Annotated in this window: 14 protein-coding genes and 1 pseudogene; 6 read left to right on the top strand and 9 right to left on the bottom strand. The window is 45.0% G+C overall.

Annotation, left to right across the window (positions count from 1 at the left end):
- Positions 1-124 precede the first annotated feature (124 nt).
- From NDI48_28220 to NDI48_28200, 5 genes are all read left to right on the top strand, one after another.
- A complete protein-coding gene (locus tag NDI48_28220; protein MEP0835054.1) occupies positions 125-2209 on the top strand; it encodes a dynamin family protein in 2085 nt (694 codons plus the stop codon).
- 71 nt (positions 2210-2280) lie between these two features.
- The gene (locus NDI48_28215) at positions 2281-4362 is read left to right on the top strand and encodes a dynamin family protein (protein MEP0835053.1); all 2082 of its coding nucleotides are present in this window, start codon (positions 2281-2283) and stop codon (positions 4360-4362) included.
- A gap of 44 nt (positions 4363-4406) precedes the next feature.
- A complete protein-coding gene (locus tag NDI48_28210) occupies positions 4407-4955 on the top strand; it encodes a hypothetical protein (protein MEP0835052.1) in 549 nt (182 codons plus the stop codon).
- 99 nt (positions 4956-5054) lie between these two features.
- Positions 5055-6956, top strand: coding sequence for a leucine-rich repeat domain-containing protein (locus tag NDI48_28205; GenBank protein ID MEP0835051.1), 1902 nt, complete (start codon positions 5055-5057; stop codon positions 6954-6956).
- A gap of 87 nt (positions 6957-7043) precedes the next feature.
- Positions 7044-8732, top strand: coding sequence for a dynamin family protein (locus tag NDI48_28200; GenBank protein MEP0835050.1), 1689 nt, complete (start codon positions 7044-7046; stop codon positions 8730-8732).
- Positions 8733-8883: 151 nt separating this feature from the next.
- Here NDI48_28200 and NDI48_28195 read toward each other — a convergent pair whose 3' ends face one another.
- From NDI48_28195 to purS, 4 genes are all read right to left on the bottom strand, one after another.
- A complete protein-coding gene (locus tag NDI48_28195; GenBank protein MEP0835049.1) occupies positions 8884-9819 on the bottom strand; it encodes a WD40 repeat domain-containing protein in 936 nt (311 codons plus the stop codon).
- Positions 9820-10145: 326 nt separating this feature from the next.
- The gene (locus NDI48_28190; GenBank protein ID MEP0835048.1) at positions 10146-10406 is read right to left on the bottom strand and encodes a hypothetical protein; all 261 of its coding nucleotides are present in this window, start codon (positions 10404-10406) and stop codon (positions 10146-10148) included.
- A 654-nt stretch (positions 10407-11060) separates the two neighbouring features.
- On the bottom strand, positions 11061-11783 hold the full coding sequence (gene purQ, locus NDI48_28185; GenBank protein MEP0835047.1) for a phosphoribosylformylglycinamidine synthase subunit PurQ: 723 nt from the start codon (positions 11781-11783) through the stop codon (positions 11061-11063).
- Positions 11780-12061 carry a phosphoribosylformylglycinamidine synthase subunit PurS gene (gene purS / locus NDI48_28180; protein ID MEP0835046.1) on the bottom strand — a complete coding sequence of 94 codons (282 nt, stop codon included), beginning with the start codon at positions 12059-12061 and terminating at the stop codon, positions 11780-11782. Before purS ends, purQ begins: the two co-directional genes overlap by 4 nt.
- A gap of 98 nt (positions 12062-12159) precedes the next feature.
- On the opposite strand from purS, the gene NDI48_28175 reads away from it, so the two are divergent.
- Positions 12160-12585: a transcriptional repressor gene (locus NDI48_28175; protein MEP0835045.1), complete on the top strand. Its 426-nt coding sequence runs from the start codon at positions 12160-12162 to the stop codon at positions 12583-12585.
- Between the two features lie 334 nt (positions 12586-12919).
- Here the strand turns inward: NDI48_28175 and NDI48_28170 are convergent, their stop codons facing one another.
- The 5 genes and pseudogenes from NDI48_28170 to murQ all read right to left on the bottom strand — a co-directional run bounded on the left by NDI48_28170 (position 12920) and on the right by murQ (position 18250).
- Positions 12920-13291, bottom strand: a complete 372-nt coding sequence (locus NDI48_28170) for a roadblock/LC7 domain-containing protein (protein MEP0835044.1) — start codon at positions 13289-13291, stop codon at positions 12920-12922.
- A 908-nt stretch (positions 13292-14199) separates the two neighbouring features.
- Positions 14200-14460: pseudogene (locus tag NDI48_28165) on the bottom strand (formate acetyltransferase).
- Between the two features lie 81 nt (positions 14461-14541).
- Positions 14542-14985 (bottom strand): hypothetical protein, encoded by a 444-nt coding sequence (locus tag NDI48_28160; protein ID MEP0835043.1) that lies wholly within the window; start codon positions 14983-14985, stop codon positions 14542-14544.
- 736 nt (positions 14986-15721) lie between these two features.
- Positions 15722-17263, bottom strand: coding sequence for a site-2 protease family protein (locus NDI48_28155; protein MEP0835042.1), 1542 nt, complete (start codon positions 17261-17263; stop codon positions 15722-15724).
- Positions 17264-17317: 54 nt separating this feature from the next.
- Positions 17318-18250: an N-acetylmuramic acid 6-phosphate etherase gene (gene murQ / locus NDI48_28150; protein ID MEP0835041.1), complete on the bottom strand. Its 933-nt coding sequence runs from the start codon at positions 18248-18250 to the stop codon at positions 17318-17320.
- Positions 18251-18312: the final 62 nt, after the last annotated feature.

Here is an 18312-nt window from a genome sequence, read left to right as displayed (position 1 = left end):
TATATCTGGGAGCTAAGACTCTAAGGGTTCCCGCTCTTGTCTCCCAACCAGCTTGGCAACGGCAGACTCAGCCTAATTCCTTGCTCTACTTTGTCCAACAATCGGAGGTTACCAGGTCACAACCATGAGCGATACAGTTGAAACGGACAGTTTTATCAATGATTTGGGGCGAGTTGCAAAAGTTCGCTCAGAGGTGGCTAGTTGCCTGAAGCAGATGGTTACCACTCTAGAGCAAGCCGAATCTGAAGGGAAAATTACCTTTGGGGAATTGGGTTTAGAGGAAGAAATAGAAGACCTCAATATTGCTAGTAAAAATTTACGCCAAGGTGTATTTCGTTTACTCGTTTTAGGCGATATGAAACGGGGAAAAAGTACGTTTGTCAATGCTTTAATTGGGGACAATTTGTTGCCGAGTGACGTAAATCCTTGTACAGGGGTGCTGACAGTTTTACGTTATGGCCCTCTGAAAAAAGTAACGATTTACTTTAAGAACAACAAACGTCCCGAACAACTGGGATTTCAAGAATTTAAGCAGCAATATACTATCGATCCGGATGAAGCTAAGCGGCTAGAAAAAGAGAACCAACCAGCCTTTCCCGATGTAGACTATGCTGTCGTTGAATATCCCTTACCCTTGCTGGAAAATGGTATTGAAATTGTAGATACTCCGGGGTTAAATGATACCGAAGCGCGAAATGAACTCTCTTTAGGTTATATCCATAATTGCCATGCTATTCTGTTTATTCTCAGAGCTTCTCAGCCCTTAACGCTGGGAGAACGCCGCTATCTAGATAATTACATCAAAAATCGAGGATTAACGGTTTTCTTTTTAATCAATGCTTGGGACGAAACTCGCAAAGAAATGCTCGATCCCGATAATTTAGAAGCCCTCCAAGAAGCAGAGAATAAAGTCCGTCAAGTTTTTCAAACCAATCTATCAGACTATTGTCAAGTTGAGGGGAGTAATCTTTACGAGGAGCGCGTCTTTGAAGTTTCCTCCTTGAAGGCGCTGCGTCTAAGGTTGAAAAACCCTGTAGATCCGCTAGAAAAAACTGGCTTTCCCAAGTTTATGGCGGCTCTCAACACTTTTTTAACCAAGGAGCGAACGACTGCTGAATTGAGACAAGCGAGGACTCTAGCACGACAAACTCACACTCGTGTTCATGAAGCTGTTGAACGCCGTTTACCTTTGCTGAGTCACGATGTCAAGGAATTGCAAGCCAAAATTAATTCTCTAGAACCGGAATTTAACCAACTCGCTGATATCCGCGATCAATTTCAGGATGGAATTCGAGAAATGCGAGATCGAAAAGCAACAGCGATCGCAGACTCATTTCGTAACTATGTTTTGAACTTAGGGAACACGTTTGAAACCGATTTTGTTCAATATCAGCCGACACTGACCTTTGTGGATGCTCTGCAAAAAGGGAAACGAGAAGAGTTTAGTGTTTCCTTCCAACAAGCGTTTGAACAATACATTAATAACAAGATTTCGGCTTGGGAACTTACTATTGAGCAAGAGATGAACGATGCCTTTTCCCAACTCGCAAAAAGTGCAGCAAACTATGGGGCTTCCTATAGCCAGGTCACTGAGAAGATGAGTGAAAAGTTAATTGGGCAAAAGATATACACCCCAACAGTCAGTGAGGAAGAGAATTCTCCAGCTTGGGCAAGTTGGGCAATGGGGTTTTTAATGTTAACGACAGGTAACGTTGCTGGCGTAGCACTGGCAGGAGCGGGTTTTGATTGGAAAAGTGTGCTAGTAAACGCTCTGGGCGTGATGGGTATCTGGGGCTTTTTAACAATTTTTTCGATTCCGTTGATTGCTATTACAGGGCCGCTTGGCATTGCCCTGCTAGGGTTGGGAGTTGGTGCAGTGCAAGCTGATCAAGCTCGTCAAGAATTGATTAAAGCCACCAAGAAAGAGTTTGTGAAATATCTACCTAAAATTGCCCAAGAGCAATGGACACCGATTAATCAAGCCGTCAAAGAATGTTTTGATGCCTATGAACGTGAAGTGGCTAAGCGGGTGAACAATGACATTAAGGCTCGAAAAGCCGAGTTAGATAATCTGCTCAAGCAAAAGAGTTCTCAAGAATTTAATCAGGATGCTGAATTAAAGCGTCTGAAGAGTTTAGATGCTGATGTATTAACCCAATGTCGGAGTATTGAGGTTATTTATGAGTGTTTATTAACTTCACCTGCTTAAAGTTTTACTTCTAGTCAGGTGGGCAGGAACCACCTAAGTCTAGACATCTAGTCTTTCACCAAGGAATTTCAATGAGTTACAAAATTGAAGCTGACAGTTTCATCAACGATTTGGAACGAGTCACTCAAGTCCGTTCTGAAGTGTCGAATTCTCTGGCTAAAATTGCCGAAACTCTCAATCAATCTGAAACGGAAGGAAAACCAACTTCGGGAGGACTGGGGTTAGAGGTAGAAATTGACGACCTCAGGGTGGCGAGTAAAAATCTCCGCAGTGGTGTATTTCGGCTCCTGGTTTTAGGAGATATGAAACGGGGGAAAAGTACGTTTCTCAATGCCTTAATTGGAGAGAATCTATTACCCAGTGATGTCAATCCCTGTACGGCGCTATTAACTGTTTTACGCTATGGCCCTGAAAAAAAAGTGACGGTTTACTTCAATGATGGAAGAAGCCCGGAACAGCTAGATTTTAAAGAATTTAAGCAGAAATACACGATCGATCCCGCTGAAGCCAAGCAACTCGAACAAGAGAAAAAGCAAGCTTTTCCAGGGGTTGACTATGCCGTCGTTGAGTATCCCTTACCTCTGTTAGAAAAGGGCGTGGAAATTGTTGATAGTCCGGGACTCAATGATACAGAATCTCGGAACGAATTGTCTTTGGGTTATATCAATAATTGCCATGCTATTCTCTTTGTGCTAAGAGCCTCACAGCCTTGTACGCTTGGGGAACGCCGTTATCTGGAAAATTACATCAAAAGCCGAGGATTGACGGTTTTCTTTTTAATTAATGCTTGGGATCAGGTGCGAGAGTCATTAATTGACCCCGATGATGAGGAAGAACTGCAAGAATCCGAAGAGAAATTGCGTCGAGTTTTTAAAGCGAATTTAGCTGATTACTGTCTGGTGGATGGTCATAATATTTATGAGGAGCGAGTGTTTGAAATTTCCGCGATTAAGGCACTGAGGAAGCGGATGAAAGATGCTTCTGCTTCTTTAGGAGGAACAGGATTTCCGGAGTTCATGGGCGCACTCAACACGTTTTTGACTCAGGAGCGGGCAATCTCCGAGTTGCGGCAAGCGAGAACCTTGGCACGCCAAACTTGCAGCCATGCCAAAGAAGCGATCGCACGCCGTGTTCCTTTACTGGAAAAGGATGTCAAGCAACTCAAAGAACGGATTTTTTCAGTTGAACCTGAATTTACCAAATTAATCGATATCCGCGACCAATTCCAAGCTGAAATCCGTTCCACCAGAGATAATAAAGCAAGAGCGATCGCCGATTCCTTCCGCGCCTATGTTTTAAATCTGGGCAACACCTTTGAAACGGATTTTCTCCGCTATCAACCAGAGCTAAAATTACTTGATTTTTTGAGTAAAGGTAAACGGGAAGCCTTCAATGCTGCACTGCAAAAAGCCTTTGAGCAGTACATTACGGATAAGTTTGCTGCTTGGAGTCTGACCGCAGAGCAAGAGATGAATGCGGCTTTCTTGGGATTATCTCGAAGTGCGGTAGAGTATGGTGCATCCTACAACCAAGTGACGGATCGGATTACGGAAAAACTCACCGGACAAAAAATAAACCTTAATTCCAACGCCTCAGTAGACGAGGATAACTCACCCGGATGGACAAAGTGGGCAATGGGTTTATTTTCCCTGGCTCGTGGTAACATCGCGGGTGTGGCAATGGCGGGAGCCGGTTTCGATTGGAAAAATATCCTCTTCAACTATGTAGCCGTGATTGGCATTGGTAGCATTCTTTCTGCTGTTACAGGTATTTTTCTAGGGCCACTTGGACTGGCATTAATTGGCATGGGAGTTGGCTTTATGCAAGCCGATCAAGCCCGACAAGAGTTGGTGAAAACAGCTAAAAAAGAATTGGTGAAATATCTCCCCCAAGTGGCAAATGAGCAATGGTTACCGGTTCATGATGCAGTAAAAGAATGTTTTGATGCCTATGAGCGTGAAGTCACCAAGCGGATTGATGATGATATTCAGTCGCGCAAAGCGGAGTTAGATAATCTGCTCAAGCAAAAAGAATCCTATGAAATTAATCAGGGGGCAGAATTGGAGCGTCTGAAGAAGCTGGAGACTGATGTTTCCTCCGAATTACGGAGCGTGGAGACACTGTATCAGAACTTCCTATCTGTCGTGGCCTGAATTTGACGATTCAACGACTAGTAAATAAGTGTAGGGAACGAAAAATGAGAAATTGGCCCGCTTGGATTCCTAACCCTAATTCGTGGATGAGTGCAATTCTCCTAATTTTGCTCGTCCGGGGAATTGCCGTTGTCATCAGAATAATTGGGCAATACGGCTACTCCCTGATGGAGATTTCACCGAAGTTGAGAATCGTATTCTATTTTGCAGCGTTACTGTCGCCTATCTTGGTGATTGCCGTTGTCCACCATTTGCTTCACATATTTCTGGATCGTTATGCTCCTAGTAGCCGATCGCCAGGGATGAGTAACGCGGAGGGGCTACTTCCTAGTTTAATGAGTTGGTGGGAAGGGTTCTATGGCTGGATGGCGATCGCTCTGGCGCTAGCGGTGAGTAGCATGATTGAAATTATCTTCTCATCCTCGTTTAACTCTCTCTACGATTTGCTGGGTTGGTGGGATGAATTGAGAGATTTATTCACACTGCCTACACTGTATCGAGTGATTACCGCCGCGTACCTTTACCAGTTTGAATATTTAGTTCGCCATCATCTGATGGCTGTTGGTTCTGGTACTCAGTCTCATCGGGAGTGAGGCAAAGGCAGGAAGTCTCAAGTCAGCTATTGGTCTAATTGATTTTGAGTCGGACTCGCAGTTAAGAAAAAATATAAATTGCAGAGTCTTGAGTGGTCTATGCAGGTTGACTGGCATCTAAAACAAACAATTGATTTAGCAAGTGCGCTCTTGGCTCTAGCTTTTTTCCAGGGAGTTTCATGTTTTCCTGTTTATGCACTCCAGGAGACGGGGACTCCCAAAGGTTTTGCGGATTGGTGTGTCAATAAAGCCAACCTTCCCCTGGATACAAGACGTACTGTGGATGCGTTATTGCAGAAGGCGGGTACTCAACAGTGCGATCGCGCCGAAAAGCAGCTTTCGACTCTCACAAAACTCGACCTTTCATCAAGTCAAATCGCTGATGTCAGACCACTCTCATCTCTCAGCAACCTGATTGAGCTTGACCTTTCCTTAAATCAAATTACCGATCTGACAGCGCTATCCTCCCTAACCAATCTCACTTATCTTGACCTTTCCAATCCCGTCGATCAGCTACTGTCCTCATTAGAATTGTCATCCCCAAATACACCTAGCCTCTTCTACAATCAAATCGCCGACCTGAGACCGTTATCATCCCTGACCAAACTAACCACTCTTGACCTGTCCTTAAATCAAATTGCCGACTTAACACCCCTATCATCACTGAGCAACCTGACAACCCTTGACCTCTCCTACAATCGAATCAGCGACCTAAAACCCTTATCATCCCTGAAAAATTTGAGGAGGCTTGACCTCTCCAATCCCAGCGAACACCAGACATCTTTGGTATACCTCACTGCTATTGGTTTTAAGCTCCCCTTAAATCAAATTGTCGACCTAAAACCCTTATCATCCCTGATTAACCTAAGTGAGCTTAACCTCGAATCCAATCAGCTTAGTCGAGTGACGGGTCTATCATTCCTGAGCAATCTAAGCAAGCTTGACCTTTCCCACAACCAAATTACCGACCTAAAACCCTTATCACCCCTGATTAACCTGAATCAGCTTGACCTTGAAGCGAATCAACTTAGTCCACTGACGGGGTTATCACCCCTGATGAATCTAAGTAAGCTTAACCTTTCCCAAAACCAAATCGCTAACCTGAAACCCTTATCATCCCTGACCAAGCTGAGTGAGCTTAACCTCACATTCAATGAAATAAGTGAAGTGAGTGGGTTATCACCTCTGACCAACTTGAGAGAGCTTACTCTCTCGTTTAATCAAATCAGCGACCTTAAGCCATTATCATCTGTCACTAATTTGAGTGGTCTTAGTCTCGACAAAAATAAAATTGCCGACTTGGAAGGGGTATCATCCCTAACCAATTTGACGAGGCTGAGTCTCAACAACAATCAAATAGCCGACGTAACACCCTTGTCATCCTTGAGGAAACTGAGTCAGCTTGACCTTTCCTACAATCAAATAGCCGACCTGAAACCACTGTCACCTCTGATCAAGCTGAGTAATCTTAGTGTCAACAATAATCAAATAGCCGATTTGGGAGGCTTATCATCCCTGAGCAACTTGACGACGCTGAGTCTCAACAATAATCAAATAGTCGGCCTGAAACCGTTGTCACCTCTGAGCAACCTGACGACGCTGAGTCTCAACAATAATCAAATAGCCAACCTGAATGCCTTGTCACCTCTGACCAACCTAACTGAACTCTGGCTCGGAGAGAATCAAATAGCCGACCTTACACCCTTGTCATCTCTGACCAAGCTGACTTTCCTCTACCTGAACAACAATCAAATAGCCAACGTGAAACCGTTGTCATCTCTGAATAACCTGATTTCGCTTTGGCTGGAAAACAATCAAATAGCCGACCTGAAACCGTTGTCATCTCTGAATAACCTGACTCTCCTGGAACTGTCCAACAATCAAATAGCCGACCTTACACCCTTGTCATCCCTGACAAAATTAGAACAACTCAGAAGTAGAGAAAATCCGCTGACTAATCAAACTTGTCCTGTCACGCCAGAGTCTGTCTGTTCCTTCTAGACTACCAATACTTATTGATTGATATTTTTTAATTTTCTATTTCAGATATTTGGGAATGCATATTTTGGAAAATATAGGAATAGTCGTATGCAAAAACAGGACGTTTATCAAAACCTTGTAAGTAACCTTAGGTCTGCCTTAGGGGTACTTGAACTCAATAAAAGTTCACAACTTTACCGGGATGCAATATCCATTTGCGACTATCTCGAAGACCCAATTTTTCGGATTGCTGTTTTTGGCCCCTTTAATTACGGCAAGTCCACCCTACTGAATGCCATTCTAGGAAATCGTACCTTACCCATTGATTTGATTCCAACAACAGGCGCGGCGATTCATGTGCGATATGGTAACGAATTACACACTCGAATTACCTTTAAAGATGGTACAGAAATTAGTGAGAGTGGCACTGGAGTTCTGAAGCAATATGCCATCCTAGATGACCAAAGACGGATGCGCGGCGATGTTACCTCTGTTCATGTTTACTGTCCTCATCCTTTCCTACAAAGGAGTGTGGAATTGCTGGATTTACCGGGAACGAATGACAGAGAGGCACAGGATGATTTAGTGCGCGATCAACTGCTAACGGCAGATTTGGTGATTCAGGTACTTGATGCTCGAAAACTAATGACATTATATGAGCGTGAGAACCTAAGGGATTGGCTGCTGGATCGTGGCATCAAAACTGTTGTTTTTGTTGCCAATTTCCTGAATCTGCTAGAATCTGAAGACCAAAAGCAAGTCTATAATCGCTTGCTGTTTGTGGCTGAAAGTTTTCGTTCAGAGTTACCGAATAATATCAGTAATTTGTATCGCGTGGATGCCTTGCCAGCCTTAAGAGCCAGACTCAAAGGCGATGCATCAGCGGCGCAAACGACAGGACTTGCGATGTTTGAATCTGCCTTACAATCGATTGTGGCAGTGAAGCATGAAAATCAGGAAATTCGGTTTCCCCGCGTACAGGCGATCGCCACCCAAATTCAGCAAGCCTTACAAACCAAAGCGCAAACCATTAGCGGCGAATTAGAACTGGCTGCAAATAAACGCAATCAGAAACTTGAGATTAAACAAAAAGCCCAGAAACTCATTCAAAAAGGGTTTTCTAAAAGTGTTTCTGATTTTATGAGTTGGCTGTACCTGCCAAAACTCCAAGACGCCTATCAATTTCAGATTGTTTCAGCACTCCAACAAGGTACTTTTAGTAATTGGGAACATGGAGTATTTAAGCAGGCGATCGCAGAATATGAACAGTCAATTATGAAATGGGTTCATCAAGCCTGTGAGTTTTTTGATTATCCTCAGCCTGCCGAACTATCGATTCCATTTCCTAGCCAGCCACAAGTGATTCTCCCCGAACCCCCTCAACAATCAACCAGTTCCAAATCATCGCCTGATGTTACTCCTATTGCTTTTACATCGAGCGTCGGTTGGATTTTAGGTGGGCCAGTTGGAGCCGTAGTCGCGGGTGGTGCTTCTTATTTACTAAATAAGCTTACTCAGGATTCTGAACCCCAGCAACCTATCTCTTCAAACGCTTATTTAGAGCAAGTCCAAGAAGCTTATAATCTGGCAGCTAAAGACTATTTGACACGATTCAGCAATCAAGGGTTTTCTACTCTAGCTCAATATCAAAAGTTAGCTGAAAAAATGATTAACATTGAAATTACAAAAGAGCCACTCAAACAAACAACACAGCATTATCAGTTGCAGTTATTGCAGACATTGCTGGCTAACCTGAATCAAGAATTAGAGGTAGTCAGCACTAAATTACCAACCTAAACGGCATGAACTAAAGCGTAAAATTGGGTTTGAGTCGTTCATTTCCTTCTGTTATAGCAATCGCCAAGGCAATTAGGACTCTCGCCAAAATCTAAACTCTTGAGTCGTCAATTTTTTACCCTATTGAGCTATAGATGCTGGGTACTTCCACTTACGGAACTTTCCATAATCGGATAGTTTTATCCGCGCTTCCACTGGCAAGAATTGAGCTGTCAGGACAAAAAGCTAGAGAATAAACAGCATCAGAATGCCCAGTCAAGGTGTTAATTAAGTCTCCCGTTAGGGCATTCCATAGCTTGATAGTTTTATCATAACCACCCGTTGCGAAAAACTGTCCATTCGGACTGAAAGCAATCGCCTTAATTTCTTCGGAATGTAGGGTATCTTTAATCACTTCTTCCTGAATTTTCAAGGCCCATAAGCTGAATGCACCTTTTAATCCACCAGTTGCAAAAGTCTGACCATTTGCATTGAAACAAACTGACCGAGGTGCTGAAGAGGCGGCAAAGGTAATTTGTTCATCCGTATCCAGTTTCCAAAGTTTAATGGTGTTGCCGGCTGTACTAATGATGCAGGATTCAACAGGGCTGAAGGCGAGGGAAGCAATCGCGGATGAATGTCCAGTGAGCGTAGAGATTTCTGTCCATGTTTGCGTGTCCCACAGCTTAATGAGTTTATCACTTCCTCCACTCGCAAGAATTTTTCCATCTGCACTGAAGGCTACCGCTCTCACACCTTGCGCCAACAAACTCCCTTGAGAGTGTCCGGTTAAGGTGCGGGTTTTTCCTCGTTCTGACCGGAGAAAGTGCTGCAAGTGCCATATTTTAATGGTCTTATCCGTGCCACCACTGGCAATAAACTTGCCATTGGGGCTAACACTTAGCGATGTCACGGCTGATTCTGACCAATTGTCCGCGTGTCCTCTCAACGTTCGGATGAGTTTGCCACTGGTCAGGTTCCACAGTTGAATTCGGTTATCTCCAGCGCTGAGCAGTATTTCTCCGTCAGGACTAAATGCAATCGCTGTCACTGGAAATGTATGACCATTAAGAATACCGATCTGTGTGTTTTGTTGTACACTAAGCATACTGATTCCCCTGGAATGTATAACATGAGGAAAGTGCAGTTAATTCTGCTAAGTTGAAAGAATTAACGTCTCTTCGCAGACGCAATTGCACTGAATTTCTCTATTCAGTGTGCTGATTATAAAAGCCTCTTTCCCTCACTCGAAAAGAGACTATCTTCCAACACCTTAGCAGGGGTACTGTAGCGATCGCTATTTGTTAAGCAAGACCTAATGAAAACTTCATTAAGGCTTTAAGGTTGATCTAACGCTGCAATGCTCAAAAAAGCAGGTTAAGGGTGCGCTTTGCCTACTGATTGGATCAATGAAAAATACCTTACCTGTGAACCTTAACTCGCTTTCCCCGTGGGTTCCGTTAAGGATTCCTCTTCCATCTTGATGACTAAGTCAATTAGGTAGCGAGCGAAGCGAATCGTATCGGCCAAACCTCTTTCGGTAACAGGATAGCTATAACGAGCGAAGCTTTCTCTAGGGTGCTGCCATCGCAACCATAACTGTCCATCAACAACCTTCGTACTAATCAACCAGCCTCGATATCGCAATGGTTTCATCTGCAAGCTGATTTCAGGCGTGTTTGCAGTTACTGGCATTCTCCGTCTCCTTCATCATCGTTTATCGGCGTCTCTAGCTCGCTCAACCCCTACCCAAACAATGCATTTCTGCATTACCTAGCAATCGGTTGACAAATCCGCCTAATTTTGATATCTATGTTGGGCAATATCCCGCTAAAAGTGTAGAATGTTTTTTGATTTTTCTCTATCGTGTATTTTTTCACTCACCTCAGAAGGAGTCTCTATCCTTAATCTAAGGTGATTGACTATATTCTGAAGTGTAGCTGTTCAATCATAATATTCTATCTCTGCGTAAAATTGTGTATAGACTTGCCTTTTTTATTAGGCGTAAAATGAAGTTTGTATAAAGTTGCTGTTCTTAAGAATCCCCTCGCCACTCCTCGACGGACTAATGGGATGAACTCACATTTTGCACCAGAGCCTTGAATTAAAATTCAGGCTCAAAGCTTAAACCTATTGAAACAGGTTGAAAACTTTACCAGGTGAATCTTTCAGTCAGTTAAAACTGACTTGAGCTTTCAGCGCGTTCCCGCAGGGTAGGGTACTTTAGTTCAGGGCATAGGTGCAAGAATTGAGGTGAACCAAGCCGGAAAGCGGAATCTCTCCGGCTTAGCCTTTCTCATATCGTGCACAGCGACAAAAAGCCACTACCCTTCTAGGATGGAAGCCAGCTTACTTGGCCAAACTCAAGGGAGATAGGGTTTCACTGACTGCGGTTGCCAATAATCCCTGGAACAATTTGAGGCCATCAGTCCCCCCGATGAGGGAATCTGACTCCCGTTCTGGGTGGGGCATCATCCCCAAAACCCTGCCTGTGCGATCGCAAATTCCGGCAATGTTGTTCAAGGAACCATTGGGGTTGCCCTTGTCGTCTGTCTCACCCGTAGTCGTGGAGTAACGAAACAAGACTTGTCCGTTATCTTCCAATGCTTTGAGCGTGTCAGAATCGGCATAGTAGCGACCTTCCCCATGAGCAATGGGCAGGGTAATCACCTCTTGAGCTTGGTAAGCCGAAGTCCAGGGCAGATCGGTGCGTTCCACTTTGACAGGAACGCGATCGCAAATAAAATGTAAGTCTCGATTGCGAACCAGTGCCCCTGGCAGTAGCCCCATTTCCGTTAATACCTGAAAACCGTTGCAGATACCCAGGACAAACTTACCCTGCTTGGCATGTTCTACCACCTGCCCCATCACCGGCGAAAATTGGGCAATAGCCCCACAACGGAGGTAATCCCCATAACTGAAACCACCCGGTAGTACCACCACATCTAAGTCAGAAATATCCGTTTCCTGGTGCCAAACCATCCGCGTGGGTTGATCAAGTAAACTCTGAGTCACATAAGCCACATCGCGATCGCAGTTTGACCCCGGAAACACCACAATTCCAAATTTCATGACGACGCCCCCATCAGTGCCGCTACCTCAACCAAATCAAACCGATAATTTTCAATCACTGGATTCGCCAAAAGTTGATCGCAGATGCTGTCAAGTTGCTGCCGTGCTGTTTCTTCATTGGCAGCGCTTATCATCAAATCAATATACTTGCCAATTCGTACCTGCTCGACATTGTCGAAACCCAGTTGCTTCAGTCCCGACTCCACCGCCACTCCGGCTGGATCTAATACTGAAGGTCGGAGGGTAACATAAATGTGCGCTTGATATTTGTGAATCACTCTTCATTCCCCAATTGATAAGAAAGCCCATTTTAAAGTTTGCAGTACCAATTCCCAAACTCTCCCAGAAATTTTTAGTGAAATTCAGTAGCAAGCCCATGAAAGTCCAGCGTACCCGCTCTCAAGACCGAATTTTGAATTTGCTCAAAAGTTTAAACCGTGCCGTCTCTGCCCAGGATATTTATGTCGAGTTACGCAACCGCGAACAAAGTATGGGGTTGGCAACCGTCTACCGCTCTCTGGAAGTGTTGAAGCTCGAAGGTGCCGTACAAGTGCGAACCCTTGCCAATGGCGAATCTCTTTATAGTTCGGTGCAGCGCGACCAACACCACCTCACCTGCCTCAATTGTGGGGCATCCATTGCGATCAATGAATGTCCCGTTCATCAACTCGAATCACAGTTGGAAGATTCTCACCAATTCAGAATTTACTACCATACGCTGGAGTTTTTTGGACTATGCGATCGCTGTTCTACGGCTCATGATAGCGAAAAAACCGATGCAACTCCTCATCCTCATCCCTAAGAAATTCAGGCGTTTTCCGTCAATCCATCCTGGGAATTAACGCCATTGTTGGAGTACTCATCTACCAAGACAGTCAACCGTTGTGAGCGTTCTACAAATCGTAAGGTACGTCCTATGTGGGATAGGCATGACCTATTCTAGACGGAGGAAAGCAGAGCGATCGCTCCTTATCCCTTCATTTTTCCTCAAGTTGGGTAACGTGCGATCGCTCTAGACGGTCTCAATCTTATTTCCTAATCAAGAAGTCTTGCTGAAAAAAGACCCATCTTTTTTGAACACAAGTTGTCCTAATCCACAATAAACAAGATTCCTAACAGGATGACAACCCTGTCAGCTAACTTATAATGAGCATCAGCTCAGTAAGGGCACGCTTAATTTCTAACATCAAAACCCCCTGCTTCGCTTCCTTATCTGCCAGGACAAGAAAGACCGCATCCGCACCACAACTCGTCAAAATGCTAAAGCCTTCCTGACCGTGAATATAGACACGATCCATTTCACCTCTGCCGAGTTCTCCACCAATGCGTTCGCCCAAAGACAACATGGCGGCAGACATCGCCGAAACCCGATCCTCATCCATACTACCGGGCAAGCATGAAGCCAAGGGTAAGCCGTCTGTGGTAACCATCGCTGCCCCTTGAACATTAGAGGTTATTGAAACAAAGTTTTGCAGAACATTGCCCAGCTTGTGAGTATTGATTGGCATTATTGTACTCCTGTCAAATTTTAGACACTTTGACTGAATGAATGTGTCATATTATTAGGTGCAGAAAGCTCTTAGCCGATAGCTCATTTATAAGTTACGGAATCCATATTTTTACTCAGCTATGGCCTAGCTGAATCAAGGCTTGAGCAAAGTTTTTCTAGGCGCTTAATCTAGGATTACGTATTCGAGTACATCAGTATCAATTGTGGCTATTGTGGCTATTAGCTATCAACTCGGATATATTTAAAAACATAAAGATTAGTAAAATAAAGCTGTATATAAAGACACGGCTTTACTTAATGCAAATATCGTTGTAAGTTAAACCTCGTTGTATTTGAATATCTAAATCTACAAGTGCAAAAAGTCTATTTGGCTCTAAATATGAGTTAGTGCTGTCCTTAGCGTGTAATTCTGAAAGAGCGAAGTAGGTATCTATTACATCTTTGCGATCGCCACAGTTAAAAAATTGGGGTCGATACTGACTCCACCAGTGTGGAACACATGCATTATAAAAGTTTGAATCGGGCATCTGCTCCATTCTTTTATACAATTGAGGCGATAGTCTGCCTTAATTTTTTGGAATATCGCCTTCGCATAGCACAACAATTTTATTCAGAATCCTACGAGATTTAAGGATTTTACAAAACCAAACAATCTTGCCACTGATTGGTGATTGATTTAATAATTCGTGAGCGTGATACTGCGTTGCAATCTAACGTAGAATTTAACGAACCACAGAGGCACTCCAGGACGCTGAGGTAAGAGAAAGAGAGAGTGATACATTTGAATGCAACTTGGTATGAGCAGCCTCAACCAAACGCGTAAAGTTTATCGGTAATTACTCCGAGCATAAAATGGTTAAGTTCGGTTCTGGTGCAGGGCCCAGGTTAGATAGGGTGTGCAGGAAAGGGTTTATCCGTTTGCAACCCAATGATTTGTTCTAAGTCCTTGGCAATATAACCCAGTTCATGAGAGGTAATCGTCGATACCACCTTTGTATCGGCATCCAGTACGCCATTTTCCCTCTCTTGCTGCATCAGGAATTTTACTTTATCCCACAAGGTGGCGGTGCGTTGTGTGGGATGAGCTAAAAACGACTCATCTCCTACGTATGAAGTGTAATTTTTTTGTATAAAATCCCGGACATTAATTTCCTGCGTCCATAACATCTCGAACGGCTATACTTGCGAGTTGATAATTGGGTGGAGTGAGGGTAAGACAGACTGAACAGCCTGTCATGATGAGCTGGCTTATGAGCTAGGGGAAGCGATCTCACGTTCTAGCTTAATCATCGAACCTGATGCATTCGTGCGATAAATCCAGCGTTGTTGCCCACTCATCACAGCGATTTGCCAGCCAGGAACGACCATCTGGGTACACAAAGCCGCAGAATCAGCTAGCCCCAGGCAATTATCCGACCAGGTTTGTGGTTTAGCCTGAACAATGCGGAGAGCGGAGGTTGGTAAACCCGACTGCTTGGAGGCATGGTGCAATACAGAATTCCCAAAGCTGATCGAAAAGGTGGTTCTGGTTCCCTCAGGACGGAACAGAGCCTTTGTTGTATCTGGTGGTGTCTGACCAACGCAGAAGTACAAAATCCCTGTAAATGCCAATGCCTGGATGATCAGACGGGGCTGAATCACTCTTCTGTCGAAAGTCGCTGTAGCAGAGCCTCTAGTATTTGTGTCTTCCATCGCCGTCCTCACAACTGGTGCTTTAGTCTCTTGAGCGTACTAATCCATAGATAAAAAGCACCCCAATGCTGAGTAGCTCCGGAAACCTGAAAAATTTCTTCCCGGTCGGAAAATATGGAATGCACTTGCATGATTTTTGCGCCGGAGCATAAACTCGTTTTGTTTTTGGAGCCGATGCTTGCCAATTGCAATCGGATTCTCTGGAGCAGTACGCAAAAATGTTTTGTTGTCGAGGTAGGAAAATTCACAACCACGACGCGCCTTTAAGGCTGCACTCTAAAGAGCGCTTACGCAAATGCATAATTTTTACAGAAGGTATGACTGTAGCCTTTGAACAGTAGGTTCTGCAACCAATTTGGATTTGGGAGAACCTTGTCAATCCCTCTTTGTACTAATTTTTGGACATAGAAATAGGAGATCTCATTTTAACCGGGAAAATACTGAATTGCCATGCACCTATGGTAAAGAATGCATGACAATTGATTAAGGTTGCTATAGGGACGGGGTCATACCCAATCCGTTTCGATAACCCCCTTATTCCTCAAAGCAGTGGGAGAGAGGAGCCAAAGCTCATACGAGGATGGGGAAGAGATTCTTTAGACCCTTAACAAAGGGATCTACTAGTGGGATTTGGGATCAGAGGGTTGAAACTTGTAAAGTTTGAAGTTTGAAGTTTAGAACGCATTAACTTGCCAATTTTCAACTTGCTAACCTCCCTTCAAAGGGTAAAAGTCATTTAACCCCCAATTCCCAGACGAACGGCTAAGGCGGGAGTAAAGGGAATGAGGGTTGCCACCATCAAAAACAGCATTAACAATCCTAGAATAGCTCGTGTGTCATTGAGTTCTGTAATCTCATTGAGCGTTGGACGTTCTAGAGCCCGCAGCAAAAACAGAATCACGATTGCCCAGTACAAAACAATAGGATTGGCTGGATTCACCAAAGCGACAATTCCCAAGACAATTAAGGTAGCAATGGTGGTACGTCGAGCGGTTTTGCGTCCGTAGATAGCTTGAACAACTCGCCCTCCATCCAGTTGCCCTGCTGGCATCACGTTTAATGCTGTCACCACCAAGCCTAGCCAACCAATAATCACTAATGGGTGAACATCCACCAAATTTCCTTGTAAAGCCGAACCCAAGAAAACTCGTGCTAGCGATCCCACCAAGATCGATCCCTGAAAAAACTGAACAGGGACTTGAAAGGAACTGCCCTGATGAGAGAGGATAAATCCGGCAATCAACATCAGTAAGGAAACAATACCACCGGCGGCTGGCCCTGCGAAGGAGATATCAAACAAGGCCGCTCGGTGAGGAATTAAAGACTCAAAGCGAGTAATAGCACCAAAAGAACCAATTTGCCAACTGGGAATGAAAAAAGGCAGACTGAGCTTTACTTTATGGCGTATGGCTTGCCACCAGTGACCGAGTTCGTGCGCGGCAAAAACCGTCCAGATTCCCAGCGCGAAGGGCAGGACTTCCTGAAATCGCTCTGGGTTTTTGAAGAAATCGAAGTTCAGCAGCAACCCAGCCGCTTCTAGGGATGTGGCGATTGTGGCAACCAGAAGGACAACGGCGAGAATTTTTTGAGGGACGGTTGCGGGTTGGGGATCATTGCTGCTGGGAAGAACAATCACGACGGGTCTTCCTTCGGGGCTTTCGACTAAAAAGAGTCGGTAGCGATCATCTAATCGTTCTTTGACACTGCTCGCTAAACGGGAATACACTTCTTCTGGGTCTGTGCCCCGCATATTACCTTTGAAAATCACTCCTTCCTGATAGGGAATCGTTTCCGTAGCAAAGAAGGTGTCAATGCTAAAAATCCCTTGCAGCAGCTTCAGATCGTCTGCCGGAATGGGAACAACCTCAATTGCGGGATTCGTGCCATTGTTGGGCGGCGCTGCATTCTCAGTTGTTGCGATTTGTGGCTGCTCCGGCTGTTGGGGAGTATCACTCGGTTGGGCTTTGTTATCGAGCAGTTGTTTAGCCTGTTCCTGCAACACCGCACCCTGGCCGGCATCCCGTAAAAGCTTACCCAAATAGATGTACAACCCGGCTGAAGCGACCAACAAAAAGAGAATGCCCACGAAATTGAGATAAATTCCAGCGGTCACTAAGCCAAAAAACACTAACCAAGGAGCTGTTAATACGACAGACTGCAACCAGGCTAAGATTCCCAGTTTGCCGTAAGTCCGGGCACGGTTGAAGCCCCAACCCATGACGCCGAGCGCCACGAGAATAATTAATACCGTTGCAGTCGTCTCCGATCCAGTAAACATTTTAGAGTAGTTAGTCGTTTCTTATAGGTGATGGGAACAATCGCAGAAAAAGCCTCAACTGTTCTCCTTACTATTGTTATTCCAGCTTTGCACGGCAATCCTGAGATCGCCTTGATGTTGAAGCAGGAGGCGATCGCTTTCTTCTTTGTCGAGTCCTGTCCAATGCATCACAAGCGCTAGTTTGACATGGCGTCCACTGCGCTCTAATAAATATCCTGCCTCCTCCCGGCTGAGACTGGTGAGGTCTTGCAGAATTCGCAACGCACGGTCATGAAGTTTTTTGTTGGTCACGGCAACATCTACCATGCGATTGCCGTAGACTTTGCCCCGCCGAACCATCACACTGGTGGAGATGATGTTTAAGGCCATCTTGGTCACGGTACCCGCTTTCAGCCGCGTGGAGCCAGCCAGGACTTCTGGGCCAACCAAGAGTCGAATATCCAAGTCAGCCTCCGTACTCACCTGTTCTGCCGGAACACAGGCAATTAAAATTGTTGTCGCTCCTCGCTGTCGTGCGGCTTGGAGAGCACCGTGAACGAAGGGTGTGGTGCCACCTGCGGTGATGCCGACGACAACATCGAGTTCCGTAACATGGCGATGGGCGATCGCTTCTGCCCCATCTTCCGGTTTATCCTCCAAATCTTCCGAACTCCGCACCAAAGCACCGGCACCCCCAGCAATGATTCCCTGAACCAGTTCGGGCGGTGTACAAAAGGTGGGGGGACACTCTGCTGCATCCAGTACCCCTAAACGTCCACTCGTTCCTGCTCCCACATAGAAGAGCCGTCCCCCCCGACTCAGAGCAAGAGCCGTGCGGTCAATGGCTTGTGCCAGCTCAGTTCGTGCTGCTGCGATCGCACTGAGAGTTTTGGCATCCTCGCGATTAAATAGATCTACCAACTCCAGGGATGTTAGCTGGTCAAGGTTCTGACTTGCTGGATTAATCTGCTCAGTCAGCAGATGACCCCGCTCCTCCAAATTCTTCATGATTTTACTGTTTGGTCATCGGTCATTGGTCATTGGTCATTGGTCATCGGTCATTGGTCATT

It is taken from the genome of Microcoleus sp. AS-A8 (assembly GCA_039962225.1).
In the GTDB taxonomy this organism is placed as follows: Bacteria; Cyanobacteriota; Cyanobacteriia; order Cyanobacteriales; family Coleofasciculaceae; genus Allocoleopsis.
This window is presented reverse-complemented; position numbering and strand designations above follow the sequence as displayed.

Bases quoted from the DNA above. Each gene is read 5' to 3' on its own strand.
- NDI48_28195 (MEP0835049.1), bottom strand. From the start codon at position 9,819: ATGCTTAGTGTACAACAAAACACACAGATCGGTATTCTTAATGGTCAT.
- NDI48_28215 (MEP0835053.1), top strand. From the start codon at position 2,281: ATGAGTTACAAAATTGAAGCTGACAGTTTCATCAACGATTTGGAACGA.
- NDI48_28175 (MEP0835045.1), top strand. From the start codon at position 12,160: ATGAAAGTCCAGCGTACCCGCTCTCAAGACCGAATTTTGAATTTGCTC.
- NDI48_28220 (MEP0835054.1), top strand. From the start codon at position 125: ATGAGCGATACAGTTGAAACGGACAGTTTTATCAATGATTTGGGGCGA.
- NDI48_28170 (MEP0835044.1), bottom strand. From the start codon at position 13,291: ATGCCAATCAATACTCACAAGCTGGGCAATGTTCTGCAAAACTTTGTT.
- NDI48_28200 (MEP0835050.1), top strand. From the start codon at position 7,044: ATGCAAAAACAGGACGTTTATCAAAACCTTGTAAGTAACCTTAGGTCT.
- NDI48_28210 (MEP0835052.1), top strand. From the start codon at position 4,407: ATGAGAAATTGGCCCGCTTGGATTCCTAACCCTAATTCGTGGATGAGT.
- NDI48_28155 (MEP0835042.1), bottom strand. From the start codon at position 17,263: ATGTTTACTGGATCGGAGACGACTGCAACGGTATTAATTATTCTCGTG.
- NDI48_28190 (MEP0835048.1), bottom strand. From the start codon at position 10,406: ATGCCAGTAACTGCAAACACGCCTGAAATCAGCTTGCAGATGAAACCA.
- NDI48_28160 (MEP0835043.1), bottom strand. From the start codon at position 14,985: ATGGAAGACACAAATACTAGAGGCTCTGCTACAGCGACTTTCGACAGA.
- purQ (MEP0835047.1), bottom strand. From the start codon at position 11,783: ATGAAATTTGGAATTGTGGTGTTTCCGGGGTCAAACTGCGATCGCGAT.
- murQ (MEP0835041.1), bottom strand. From the start codon at position 18,250: ATGAAGAATTTGGAGGAGCGGGGTCATCTGCTGACTGAGCAGATTAAT.
- NDI48_28205 (MEP0835051.1), top strand. From the start codon at position 5,055: ATGCAGGTTGACTGGCATCTAAAACAAACAATTGATTTAGCAAGTGCG.